This window comes from Acidovorax delafieldii, from assembly GCF_007993815.1.
GTDB lineage: Bacteria > Pseudomonadota > Gammaproteobacteria > Burkholderiales > Burkholderiaceae_C > Acidovorax > Acidovorax delafieldii.
This window is the reverse complement of sequence record NZ_VJWE01000003.1, coordinates 92,948-105,020: the sequence shown is the minus strand read 5'-3', so window position 1 is coordinate 105,020 and position 12,073 is coordinate 92,948. Positions and strand designations below refer to the sequence as shown.

Genomic DNA, 12,073 nt, shown 5'->3' with positions numbered 1-12,073 from the left:
AACGCGCTGGCCAGCTTGAGGATCTCGTTGGCCTTGCGCAGCTCCTTGTTCTCGCGTTCGAGTTCCTTCAGGCGCTGCAGGTCGGTCGTCGTGACACCGGCCCTCGCGCCGGTGTCGATCTCATCGCGCTTGACCCATTCGTTGAGGGTCTGCGGCACACAGCCAATCTTGGGGGCGATGGATTCGATCGCGGCCCACAGCGAGGGGTACTCGCCTCGGTGCTCCTGCACCATGCGAACAGCGCGTTCGCGAACCTCGGGTGAGAACTTGTTTGACTTCTTGCTCATGGCTCAATCCTCTCAGAGAAAAGAGCCTCCTCAAAACCCGGGGCGGTTCAGTCAAGAATCCAAGTTGAAAACGGAGTGCTATTTCTCTTGCCCGAACTAGGCAGCGCAGAAACATGGCTCAGCAACTACGGGGGGAGACATGACAAAAAGAACTACGAGAGCTTTCGCAAAGGGCTCCAGAGAGGTTTGACCGAGCTCTGGCAGCCATAGACCGTGCAAGTATTGTTGAAGGAGAACACGTGCCGACGCAGTGGAAGAATGAGGAGGACTTGTCGGAGGGCATCCGGAAGCTCATGTATCGGATGGACGCGCTTGGAGCGCCCAGCCTAAAGAGTGACATCGAGGCAAATGGGGTGAGCGTGAGCGTGCAGGAGTCAGCCTTTCGGAACACCATCCGGGAGGTGTTCGGTACCGACTCTCCTGAGTTCGAAGAGTTTGGTAATGTTCAGATGCTCCAAGGGCCGCTACGCGTAGGGATGTCCGCCGGCGAAGTGGCGCTCGCAAGACTTCGTGGGCGTGACTACATGGTCCACGTACTCTCTGAGCTTATTCAGCGCCTGCAGCAGAAGATCATCGAACTTCGCAGGCGTATTGAAGCGTGCTCTCTACCGTCTGCGTCCGAAGAGCTTCATCCCGTAGTTGCCACGGCGACGAAGGATCTGGTGGCTAGCGGACACGCCTGGGAAGCGCTCTTCGCTGCAGGGAAGGCTTTGGTGCTGCATGTGAAGCAGCGTTCTGGTCGGACTGACCTAGAAGGTGTGGCGTTGATGCGCACTGTGTTCTCGAAGAACAGTCCAATCCTGAAGTTCAACGAGCTTGCTACGGCTTCGGATTTGGACGAGCAAGAGGGAATGATGCACCTCTACGAGGGAGCGGTGATGGCGCTGAGGAATCCCGGTGGTCACGGATTCCCCACAGGGCCGGACGAGCGAGCCATGCAGTACATCCAGCTTCTAAGCCTTCTCGCAGCCAGAGTCGATGAGGCGACGAGATAACGTGGCAACGCGGTCTAACAGGTCGTTCGACACGGACACGCAACGGCATTGCGCCGCGAGGTGTGCTGGCGAGCGTACGCCTCGCGGCGCAATGCCGTTGCGCGCCGGTCAACTCGAACGTTGAACGACCGCTTTCATCTGCAACCGCAGGCAGCTCTTGGCCGATAGTACTCATTCGTTTGCGGGCTGTGTATGACTGCAACCAGCCTGAAGCAGCACACCCAACTCCCCCATAGCCTTGTGAACTGACAATAAAAAAGCGCCTCAACTGAGGCGCTTGGAACCCATCGGTACAAGTGCGCGGCACCCTCGGGGTTTTATTTACGGGCTGCAGAGCTTTCTTTCCGATCAACAGTCATGAGTCAAATTTGTAGAAAATTCCCATAACTCAAAAATAATTGTTGAAATCTATTTTTTATAAAGAGAAAAGTCCATAAATTTAGTCAATTAAGGCAAAAAAAGCGGTCCGTTCGACAAGTCACTCCACCGTGACGCTCTTGGCCAAATTTCTGGGCTTATCCACATCCGTCCCCCGCGCGCAGGCCGTGTGGTACGCCAGCAGCTGTAGCGGCACCACATGCAGTAGCGGGCTCAAGGGGCCGTAGTGCTCGGGCATGCGGATGACGTGGATGCCCTCGCTGCTTTCGATGCGGGTGTCGGCGTCAGCCAGCACGTACAGCACACCCGCGCGCGCACGGACTTCCTGCATGTTGCTCTTGAGCTTTTCGAGCAGGGTGTCGTTGGGTGCTACGGTGACCACGGGCATGGCGCTGGTCACCAGGGCCAGGGGGCCGTGCTTGAGTTCGCCGGCCGGGTAGGCCTCGGCGTGGATGTAGCTAATTTCCTTGAGCTTCAGGGCACCTTCGAGGGCGATGGAGTAATGCAGCCCCCGGCCCAAAAAGAGCGCGTTTTCCATGCGCGCAAAGTCTTCGGCCCAGCTGATGATTTGTGGCTCCAGCGCCAGCACGGCCTGCAAGGCCACAGGCAGGTGGCGCATGGCCTTGAGGTGCGCAGCTTCCTGCTCGTCATTCAAACGACCCTTGGATTGGGCCAGCGCCAGCGTCAGCAAGAACAGGCCTGCCAGCTGGGTGGTGAAAGCCTTGGTGCTGGCCACGCCGATCTCGACCCCGGCGCGCGTGATGTAGGCCAGCTTGCATTCGCGCACCATGGCGCTGGTGGCGACGTTGCAGATGGTGAGCGTGTGCTGCATGCCCAACGACTGCGCGTGGCGCAGGGCGGCCAGCGTGTCGGCGGTTTCGCCGCTTTGGCTGATGGTGACAACGAGGGTGCGCGGGTTGGGCACGCTGGTGCGGTAGCGGTATTCACTGGCCACTTCCACTTGCGTGGGGATGCCAGCAATGTCTTCCAGCCAGTATTTGGCGGTGCAGCCGCTGTAGTAGCTCGTACCGCAGGCCAGGATCAACACGTTGTCGATCTCCTTGAACACACGCCAGGCGGCCGCGCCGGGCTGGCCATGCTGGCCTGCGCCGTCGAACAGCTCGGGCACGATGCCGGCCAGGCCTTCCAGCGTGTCTGCAATCGCGCGTGGCTGCTCGAAGATTTCCTTTTGCATGTAGTGGCGGTAAGGCCCCAGCTCGGCCGCGCCACTGTGGGCGAGCACGGTGCGCACGGGGCGCTGCTCGGTGGTCAGCGCGTTGCCGTTCTTGCCTACGATCCAGTAGCGGCCCAGCTGCAGATCCACCAGGTCGCCCTCTTCCAGATAGATGATCTGGTCGGTGACGCCTGCCAGGGCCATGGCGTCGCTGGCCAGAAAGTGCTCGCGCGACGCAGATGCGCCAGCGGTGGCGTCTTTGCCCACCCCCAGGATCAATGGGGACCCGGCGCGTGCCCCCACCACGCGGTGGGGTTCGTCCTTGTGCATGACGGCGATGGCGTAGGCGCCGTGCAGTTCGGCCACGGTGGCCTGCACGGCTTCGAACAGGTCGCCGCTGTAATGGCTGTCCACCAGATGGGCGATGACCTCCGTGTCGGTCTGGCTCGCAAACACATAGCCGCGTGCCTGCAGTGCCTTGCGCAGTTCTTCGTGGTTTTCAATGATGCCGTTGTGCACCAGCGCCACGCGACCTGCGCCTTGGACCTGCGCGTCTGCGCCCGTGCCGTGGCTGAAATGCGGATGGGCGTTGTGCACGGCGGGCGCGCCGTGCGTGGCCCAGCGGGTGTGGGCGATGCCAGTGGCGCCGTCGATGTGCTCGGTGCTCACCTGCTCCAGCAGCTCGGCCACGCGGGCGGTGCTGCGGGCGCGCTGCAGGCCGGCAGGGCGCGTAGCGTCGAGGCTGGACGCATGCACGGCCACGCCACAGGAGTCATAGCCCCGGTATTCAAGCCGCTGCAGGCCCTGCACGAGGATGGGAACGATGTTGCGCGTGGAGACTGCGCCGACGATGCCGCACATGGTGGTTGCCCTTGGGTTGGATTCGATGGGGCGATCGTAGGCAGCAAAGAGAAAAATTATTCATTGATATTTGCATAAAAATGAACTTAAATTTCACCAATTCATACCGGTGAAATTTTCATTCATTTTTTATCAATTAATGGAATCCATATCTCTCGATGCGATCGATCTCCAGCTGCTCAACCTGCTGCAAACCGATGCCGCACAAAGCAACCAGGCCCTGGCCGAACAGGTGCACGTGTCCCCGCCCACCTGCCTGCGCCGGGTCAAGCGCCTGCATGATGTGGGGCTGATCGAGCGGCAGGTGGCCATCCTGCAGCCCGACCGACTGGCAGCGCTGCAGGGCCATGGGCTGGGGTGCATCGTGGAGGTGTCGCTGGACCGCCAGGGCGCAGAACAACTCGACGCGTTCGAAGCCCGAGCCGTGCAGGAGGCCGCGGTGCAGCAGTGCTGGCGCGTGTCGCCGGGGCCCGACTTTGTGCTGGTGGTGCACACGCGGGACATGCCGGGCTACCTGGCGCTGTCACAGCGGCTGTTCACGGGCGACGCCAACGTGCGCAATGTGAAGGCGTTCTTCGCGACCCGGCGGGCCAAATTTGAGACAAAAGTACCGGTAGCGCTAGATTGATATGCCTTAGCCGCTATCAATTTGTTAGCAAACTCACCTGAATGCTCACCGGCGCCCTCTCACTACCTCGCCCCGCAGCCCCGCCCCTGACAGGCCCGGCAGCGCATCCCACAACCCAGCAACGTCATCCATGCGACTGATGGGAATGGACCACGGTCATTTCTTGCTGGTATCGCCTGACCGGGCGTTGTAAGCTCCCCCGCACTTTCAACCTACCTGGCCGGTGGATGCCCGCGTGGCAGCACCGCCCTTCTCCTGCACCCCCATGCCGACGCCCCGCCGCCAGATGCCACGCCGCATCTACCCCTTGCGCATCCTGGGCATGGGGCTGGGCGGCATGGTGGTGGCGGTGGTGCTGTGGGAGCGCCAGGCGTCCGCCGCAGCCTGGGTGGCGCTGCTGCTGCCAACGCTGGTGTGGCCGCATGTGGCCTACCTGCTCACCCGCCGCGCCGCCGACCCCTATGCCGCCGAAGTGCGCAACCTGCTCATCGACTCAGCGCTGGTCGCTGCGCTGGTGCCGCTGATGCACTTCAACCTGCTGCCCAGCGTGATGTTGCTCACCTTGACCATGGTGGACAAGATCACGACCGGCATCCGGGGGCTGTGGACACGCGCGCTGTGGGTGATGCTGGCGGCCGGTGTGGCCAGCACGGCGGTCATGGGCCTGCACTGGGCGCCCGAGACCTCCATGCGTGTGATGGTGGCCTGCTTGCCGGTGATGTCGCTGCACACGCTGTCGGTCAGCGCCGTGAGCTACCAGCTCATCCGGCAGTCTGCGCGCCAGAACCAGATGCTGGACGAGCTGCGCCGCGTGGACGCGCTGACCGGCCTGTTCGGGCGCGGCCACTGGCAAGAGCAGGCAGAGGCCGCACTGCGCCGCCACCACACCACCGACGAGCCCGCCTGCATGCTGATGCTGGACATCGACCATTTCAAGGAGATCAACGACGCCTACGGCCACACCGTGGGCGACGAGGTGATCCGCGCGCTGGCCCATGTGGTGCGGGGCAACGTGCGCGCAGGCGACTGCGCGGGGCGCTACGGCGGGGACGAGTTCGCCATCGTGCTGCCCGGCATGCAGGCCCGGGACGCCCTGGCCATTGCCCAGCGCATCCGCGAGCAGACCGAAGGCGTGCGCCTGCGCAGCCTGCCCGAATTGCGCATCACCAGCAGCATCGGCGTGGCCCCGGCCGACCACCGCCACAGCAGCCTGCGTGCGTGGATCGACGCGGCGGATGCGGCGCTGTACGTCGCCAAGAACGGCGGGCGCAACCAGGTGGCAGGACACATGGAGCGGGAGCTTGCGCCGGCGGTGTAGCAGCCAGCACTGAAGGCAGCTTCAGGACTCGTCGGCGGCGACTGCAGGACTCACCGGCCACTGCACCCGCACCGTGCAACCGCCCCCCAGCACCGCCGTCGCACTGATCTGCGCACCGTGGCGCTGCGCAATGGCACGGCACAGCGCAAGCCCTGTGCCCACGCCCTCGAACTCCGTCTCGCGGTGCAGGCGCTGGAACACGCCAAACAAGCTGCCCGCGCGTGCCGGGTCAAAGCCCACGCCGTTGTCCTGCACGGTGAAGGCGCCCTGGCCTGCGGGTGCCGCATCCGCCAACACCGTGATACACGGGTGCGCCACGGAGCGGGTGAACTTGAGGGCGTTGCCCAGCAGTTGCACCAGCAGATCCTGCAGCAGCGTCGGGTCGGCCCACAGCGTGGGCAAATCGGCACCCACCCGCCATTCCACCGCGCGTCCGGCCTCGGCCGGGGCCAGTGTGGCGCGCGCCTGGGCCATGGCATCGGTCAGTGGCACGGGCTGCAGGCGCAGCGGCGCACGGCTGGCACGCACCAGGGCTTGCAGGCCGTCGATCATGAGCCCCATGCGCCGAGCCGACTGGTCCATGGTGGCGAGGAAGCCCAGGGCCTCTTGCACCTCAGCACCCTGCACCACCTCGGGCGGCAGGTCGCCCAACACCTCGCGCACCAGCGTTCCGTAGGACGTCACATGCCGCAGCGGCGCGCGCAGGTCGTGCGAGACGGCGCGCAAGAACTCCTCCTGCGCAGCCGCCATATCGGCCACCTGCTGCTGGCTGCGGGCCAGTTCGGCGCGCAGCTGTTCGGGGGTCATGTCTGCACCAGCCACTTTCATCTCCCGCCGCAGGCCACAGAAGCGTGCACGGCACAACGAGGCGCCAACGCGCTACGCACGAAGACGAAGGCGCAGGCGAGGACAGCCAGCAAGGGCCGGCCCGCAGCAAAGGCTGTCGTCCCCCTGGAGGGGGAAGGCGCGAAGCGACTCAGGGGGTGCTTCATTTTTTCGGACGGGACCAGTTGGCAATGCTGACTTGCTTGCCCCGCGCCACGCTCAGCGCGCCGGGCGCCGTGCTCTTGGTGATGGTGCTGCCGCCGCCCACCGTACCGCCTGCGCCAATGGTCACGGGCGCCACCAGCACACAGTTGCTGCCCACATGCACGTCGGCCTCGATCACCGTGCGGTGCTTGTTGGCGCCGTCGTAGTTGGCGGTGATGCTGCCTGCGCCGTAGTTCACACGCTCGCCCACGGTAGCGTCGCCCAGGTAGGCCAGGTGGTTGGCCTTGGCACCATCGGCCAGGGTGGAATTCTTCACTTCCACAAAGTTGCCGATGTGCACTTCGCGGCCCAGCTGCGCGCCGGGGCGCAGGCGGGCAAAGGGGCCAATCAAGGCGCCCTCGCCCACGGTGGCACCGGCCTTTTCGCCGTCGATGTGGGTGTATGGGTGGATCACCGCGCCTGCTGCGATGCGCGCATTGGCAATGCAGCAGTTCGCGCCAATGCTCACGCCCTCGCCCAGCTCCACGCGGCCGGTGAAGACGCAGTTCACGTCGATCTCCACGTCCTGCCCGCAGACCAGTTCCCCGCGCACGCCGGTGCGGGTGTCGTCGCGCACATCGAAGCGGGCGGGGTCGGCCAGGCGCACGCCTTGCTCCATCAAGGCTCGGGCCTGGCGCAGCTGGTGGGCACGCTCCAGCTCGGCCAGTTGCAGCGGGCTGTTGACGCCCGCCACCTGCAATGCGTCAGTGATGCGGTGGGCCACCACGGGCACACCATCGGCCACGGCCATGGCGACGATGTCGGTGAGGTAGTACTCGCCCTGGGCGTTGTGGTTGGTCAGCCGCGCCAGCCAGGGCGTGAGCAGCCGCGCGGGCACGGCCATGATGCCGCTGTAGACCTCGGTGATAGCGCGCTGGGCGTCGGTGGCGTCTTTGTGCTCGACGATGCCTTGCACTGCGCCGTCGGCGTTGCGCACGATGCGGCCGTAGCCCGTGGGGTCGGGCAGGATCACCGTCAGCAGGGCCAGCTTGTCACCTTCGCTGGCAGCCACCAGGGCGCGCAGGGTGTCGGCGTGCGTCAGCGGCACATCGCCCGACAGCACCACGGCCGTGCCGTCGTCGCGCAGGTGCGGCACGGCCTGCTGCACGGCGTGGCCGGTGCCCAGCTGGGGCTCCTGGCGCACAAACTTCAGGTCAAAAGTGCCCGTAGCGCTAGTCGTGTTTGCGGTAGCCGCTTCTACTTCTGTAGCACCATGGCCTGTGATGACAATGGCGCTGCGGGCCTGCAGGTGCGCGGCCTGGTCCAGCACGTGGTGCAACAGCGGGCGCCCGGCCAGGCGCTGCAGCACTTTGGGGGTGCGGCTTTTCATGCGCGTGCCTTTGCCGGCCGCCATGATGAGGATGTCGAGTGGGGTCATGAAAATGGAATGGGGGTTGCGCAGCACAAGCCCGACGCGCGGGCGTTGCGTGGATTATCGGCTGCAGCCCACGGGGCACAACACGCTATCCAATCCATAGCTAACTGCATATGATTGACTAGCGCTTGCGGCCTGTTGAACCCCAAACCTGCCGCAACGACGGCGCTACAGCAGCGGCATCAAGCGTGGCGGGGTGTCGTAGTACTCGGCAATGCGTGCCAGCGCGCGGGTGTTGAGCAGGCGCAGCCGCCCGTTTTTCAGCTCGTGCAGGCCCAGCATGGACAGGCGCCGCAGCGTCTTGTTGGTGTGCACCAGCGACAGCCCGAGTGCGTCGGCAATGTGCTGCTGGTTGAGCGGGAACGCCACCGAGCCATCTTCCACCAGCCCGATACGGTCGAGCCGGCGGTACAAGTGCATCAGCAGCATGGCCACACGCTCGGTGGCGTTGCGGCGGCCGGCGGTGAGCAGGTTGTCGTCCACATGGCCCTCTTCGTGCGCCGACAGCCAGGTGATGTCGTAGCCCAGGCGCGGGTGCTCCCGAAACAGCGCCCACAGGCTGTCGTTCTGGAACACGCACAGCGAGCAGTCGGTCAGCGCCTCGATACCGTGGGCCGACACATCGCCAAACTCCTGCTGCAGGCCTACCAAGTCACCGGGCAGCAGGAAGTTGAGGATCTGTCGGCGCCCGTCGCTCAGCGTCTTGTAGCGAAACGCCCAGCCCGAATACAGCGTGAACAGCTTGGCGTTGGTCTGGTTCTCGCGCACCAGCGCGCCGCCCGCTTCCACGGCAAGGCTGTCGGTGCGAAAGCCTTCGATGAAATCCAGCACCTCCGGCTTCACGGGTGTGAAGGCCCCAGTCTTGCGCAATCGGCAATCGCGGCAGGCCGGAGGGCAGACATTGGGGGGCAAGGTGACGTTCATGAGGAAGCGATTCTAGGGATGGAAATCACGCAGAAACAGCTCGTTGCAACAAAGCTGCGCGCAATGTGCAACGGCTGTCTCCTCTATGTCTTTTGACATTGCGCAGGCACCATGCGCCACCTACATTGGGCTGCACCTATGAACCTATCCCCTGCCCTGTACGAGGTGCTCTACGTGAGCACCATCGCCCCCGATCAACCGCTGAGCGTGGTGGCCGAGATTGCAGGGCGCGCGCGCTTTGTGAATGCCGAGCTGGACATCACAGGCCTGCTGATCTTTGACGGACAGCGCTTTTGTCAGCAGCTGGAAGGCCCGCAAAAGGCCGTGCTCAAGCTCATTGAACGCATCCGCAACGACCCCCGCCACATCAACGTCGAGGTGTTGCACCACGGCCCGCTGGCGGGGCGGCGCTTTCAGCACTTCAGCCTGGCGTTCAGCACCGTAGAAGATGTGGATGCACTGGCTCGCATGGAGCTGCTGGATGGGGATGCGGCCATCGCCGCATTTGAGATCGTGCGGGGCGAGCTGGTGATCTGACCGGCCTCCTCGCGCTTCTTTCATTCAAACCTTCACGCGGCCTCGGTCCAGCGCCGCAGGATCAGTGTGGCATTCACGCCGCCAAAACCAAACCCGTTGAGCATGGCATGCGTGAGCGCCATGGGCCGGGGCTGCAGGGCCACCAGGTCCAGCCCCTCGGCCAGCGCATCGGGCGTGTGCAGGTTCAGCGTGCCAGGCACCACCTGGTCGCGCAGCGCCAGGGTGGTGAAGATGGCGGCCACGGCGCCCGCCGCCCCCAGCAGGTGCCCGGTGGCCGACTTGGTCGAACTGATGGCCACCTGCGCACCCGCGCCGAACACCCTGCGAATGGCGGCCAGCTCGCCCCGGTCACCCACACCGGTGGACGTGGCGTGTGCGTTCAGATGCTGCACGTCCTGGGCCGTGAGCCCTGCCTGCGCCAGCGCGGCCCACATGCTGCGCGCGGCCCCGTCACCGTCTTCGGGGCCGGAGGTGATGTGGTACGCGTCGGCCGACGTGCCGTAGCCCACCAGCTCGGCCAACGGCTGTGCGCCGCGCGCCAGGGCATGGTCCAGCGCCTCGATCACCAGCATGCCTGCGCCCTCGCCCATCACAAAGCCGTCGCGCTGCGCATCGAACGGGCGTGAGGCCTGCTCGGGCGTGTCGTTGAACGCGGTGCCCAGCGCCTTGGCCGCTGCAAAGCCGCCCAGGCTCACGCGGTCAACGGCCGCCTCGCTGCCGCCGCACACGGCCACATCGGCCTCGCCGCTGCGGATCAGGCGTGCGGCATCGCCAATCGCCTGCACGCTGGCGGCGCACGCGGTGACCGGAGCTCCCAGCGGTCCCTTGAGCCCGTGGCGGATCGACACCTGCCCCGCCGCCAGATTGACCAGGAATGACGGCACCGTGAACGGCGACAGCCGCTGCGGCCCGCGCGTGTCGGTGGTGCGCACGGCCTCGGCAATCGCACCAAAGCCGCCGATGCCCGAGGCGATCACCGTGGCCGTGCGCTCACGCGCCCGCTCGTCGGCCGGTGGCCAGCCCGCCTGGGCCAGCGCCTGCTGCGCGGCGCCCAGTGCAAAGGGGATGAAACGGTCCATCTTGCGCTGGTCTTTGGACGAGACGATGGCGTCCACATCCCAGCCGCCCTCGGGGTCTTGCGCTATGCCGGGAACCTGCCCGGCAACCTTGGCGGCAATGCCTTCTGTCACCGCGTCCGGCAAGCGCGAGAGGCCGGAGCGCCCAGCCAGCAAGCGCTGCCACGCCAGTTCTACACCGCAGCCCAGCGGCGACACCAGGCCCATGCCCGTGACCACCACGCGGCGCATCAGGCCACCCCCTCGTTGCTGCACATACCACTCACTTTTTTCATGGATTCACCTCGTCAGACAGTTGGGGCACAGAGGTTCTGCACCTTTATGATTGCAATCGTCATCATAAACTGCAAACCCATTTTTGCGTACGACCGCAATCAATAAGAGGCTTCCATGAAGGTTTCCAAAGCACAGGCCGCAGAAAACCGGCAGGGCATCCTGGACGCGGCGGCCCGCCTGTACCGCGAGCGGGGGCTGACCGGCGTAGGGGTGGCCGACATCACGCGCGATGCCGGGCTTACGCATGGCGGGCTGTACCGGCATTTCGCGTCCAAGGATGTGCTGGTGCAGGAGGCGTGCACCAAGGCGTTCGACTGGTCCATCCCCGTGCTGGACAGCGAGCGGCCCCACGCCACGGTGGGCGACCGCATCCAGCGCTACCTCTCACCTGAACACCGCGACGCGCCGGGCTCAGGCTGCCCCGTGGCCGCATTGGCGGTGGACGCCGCGCGGGCGGGCGGCGGGTTGTCCGAAGTGTTTGCCCAGGGCATCGAGCGCAACATCCAACGGTTTGCCCAGCTGCTGGCTGACAGCGCTGCCGATGCCGGCGGCGGCGCCACCCCATCGCCACAAGACCGCGCCCGCGCGATCCATGTGCTGGCCACCATGGTGGGGGGGATGGTGCTGGCCCGCGCCACGGCAGCGGCGCAACCCGCGTTGTCGAATGAGCTGATGGTGACGCTGCAGACGCAGCTGACGGACTGGCTGGACAACACATCCACCAGCCCCTCGAAGTAAAAAAGAACAGCCAGCGCTTGCGTCACAAGCACTGGCCGTTCTTATTAACAAGTCACATCACCCGGGGCAAGACACCCCTGGGATCACGTCAGGCGCAGCAGGCGTCGCCCCAGGCGGGAGCCCCATTGCCCACCGACGCACGGCGCCACCACGTGGCAGGGCGCGCATCGGCGGCATCGCCACGCACCCAGCGGTATTGCAGGCGGCGACCGTTCAGGGGTTCGACCACCACCGCCTGGCCTGCCGCCACAGGCAGCGACTGACCGGCGCACAGAAACACGTCGCTGCCATTGCCCAGGCCCTGGCCCAGCGTGACCCAGGCCTGGCCTTCGGCAATGCGCAGGGTCATCGCGGCCTTGGGGGCCAGGGTGACGGCGGCGCCTGCGGCCACTTGCCCCGCCTCACCGGCGGCAGCGCCCGTGGCGCGGGAAGATGCAAACAGATGCAAAGCGTGAGAGGTTGTCATGGCTTTCTCCG

General features: G+C 65.2%; 12 protein-coding genes. 5 read left to right on the top strand and 7 right to left on the bottom strand.

Annotated elements, in window-relative coordinates:
- Positions 1 to 287: transposase (locus ATF69_RS01990; protein WP_146869749.1), on the bottom strand; the 287-nt coding region annotated here is incomplete at its 3' end.
- A 239-nt stretch (positions 288 to 526) separates the two neighbouring features.
- On the opposite strand from ATF69_RS01990, the gene ATF69_RS01985 reads away from it, so the two are divergent.
- Positions 527 to 1,282, top strand: a complete 756-nt coding sequence (locus tag ATF69_RS01985; RefSeq protein ID WP_056059009.1) for a TIGR02391 family protein — start codon at positions 527 to 529, stop codon at positions 1,280 to 1,282.
- A 478-nt stretch (positions 1,283 to 1,760) separates the two neighbouring features.
- Here the strand turns inward: ATF69_RS01985 and glmS are convergent, their stop codons facing one another.
- Positions 1,761 to 3,695, bottom strand: coding sequence for a glutamine--fructose-6-phosphate transaminase (isomerizing) (glmS, locus tag ATF69_RS01980; RefSeq protein ID WP_146869748.1), 1,935 nt, complete (start codon positions 3,693 to 3,695; stop codon positions 1,761 to 1,763).
- Between the two features lie 139 nt (positions 3,696 to 3,834).
- On the opposite strand from glmS, the gene ATF69_RS01975 reads away from it, so the two are divergent.
- On the top strand, positions 3,835 to 4,323 hold the full coding sequence (locus ATF69_RS01975; protein ID WP_121941043.1) for an Lrp/AsnC family transcriptional regulator: 489 nt from the start codon (positions 3,835 to 3,837) through the stop codon (positions 4,321 to 4,323).
- A gap of 265 nt (positions 4,324 to 4,588) precedes the next feature.
- Complete coding sequence (locus tag ATF69_RS01970) at positions 4,589 to 5,641, top strand: diguanylate cyclase (RefSeq protein ID WP_146869747.1); 1,053 nt, start codon at positions 4,589 to 4,591, stop codon at positions 5,639 to 5,641.
- A gap of 21 nt (positions 5,642 to 5,662) precedes the next feature.
- Here the strand turns inward: ATF69_RS01970 and ATF69_RS01965 are convergent, their stop codons facing one another.
- From ATF69_RS01965 to ATF69_RS01955, 3 genes are all read right to left on the bottom strand, one after another.
- Entirely contained in the window at positions 5,663 to 6,448 is a 786-nt protein-coding gene (locus ATF69_RS01965; protein WP_208758682.1) for a sensor histidine kinase, read from the bottom strand.
- Between the two features lie 181 nt (positions 6,449 to 6,629).
- Complete coding sequence (glmU, locus tag ATF69_RS01960; protein WP_146869745.1) at positions 6,630 to 8,048, bottom strand: bifunctional UDP-N-acetylglucosamine diphosphorylase/glucosamine-1-phosphate N-acetyltransferase GlmU; 1,419 nt, start codon at positions 8,046 to 8,048, stop codon at positions 6,630 to 6,632.
- Between the two features lie 165 nt (positions 8,049 to 8,213).
- On the bottom strand, positions 8,214 to 8,969 hold the full coding sequence (locus ATF69_RS01955; protein WP_056057983.1) for a Crp/Fnr family transcriptional regulator: 756 nt from the start codon (positions 8,967 to 8,969) through the stop codon (positions 8,214 to 8,216).
- A 138-nt stretch (positions 8,970 to 9,107) separates the two neighbouring features.
- On the opposite strand from ATF69_RS01955, the gene ATF69_RS01950 reads away from it, so the two are divergent.
- Positions 9,108 to 9,506, top strand: a complete 399-nt coding sequence (locus tag ATF69_RS01950; protein ID WP_056057981.1) for a BLUF domain-containing protein — start codon at positions 9,108 to 9,110, stop codon at positions 9,504 to 9,506.
- A gap of 32 nt (positions 9,507 to 9,538) precedes the next feature.
- On the opposite strand, the gene fabF is transcribed toward ATF69_RS01950, so the two are convergent.
- On the bottom strand, positions 9,539 to 10,813 hold the full coding sequence (gene fabF, locus ATF69_RS01945; RefSeq protein ID WP_146869744.1) for a beta-ketoacyl-ACP synthase II: 1,275 nt from the start codon (positions 10,811 to 10,813) through the stop codon (positions 9,539 to 9,541).
- A gap of 159 nt (positions 10,814 to 10,972) precedes the next feature.
- Here fabF and ATF69_RS01940 point away from each other — a divergent pair, with 159 nt between their 5' ends.
- Positions 10,973 to 11,596 (top strand): TetR/AcrR family transcriptional regulator, encoded by a 624-nt coding sequence (locus ATF69_RS01940; RefSeq protein WP_146869743.1) that lies wholly within the window; start codon positions 10,973 to 10,975, stop codon positions 11,594 to 11,596.
- A gap of 88 nt (positions 11,597 to 11,684) precedes the next feature.
- Here ATF69_RS01940 and ATF69_RS01935 read toward each other — a convergent pair whose 3' ends face one another.
- Positions 11,685 to 12,062 (bottom strand): DUF2917 domain-containing protein, encoded by a 378-nt coding sequence (locus ATF69_RS01935; RefSeq protein WP_056057975.1) that lies wholly within the window; start codon positions 12,060 to 12,062, stop codon positions 11,685 to 11,687.
- Between the last annotated feature and the right edge of the window lie 11 nt (positions 12,063 to 12,073).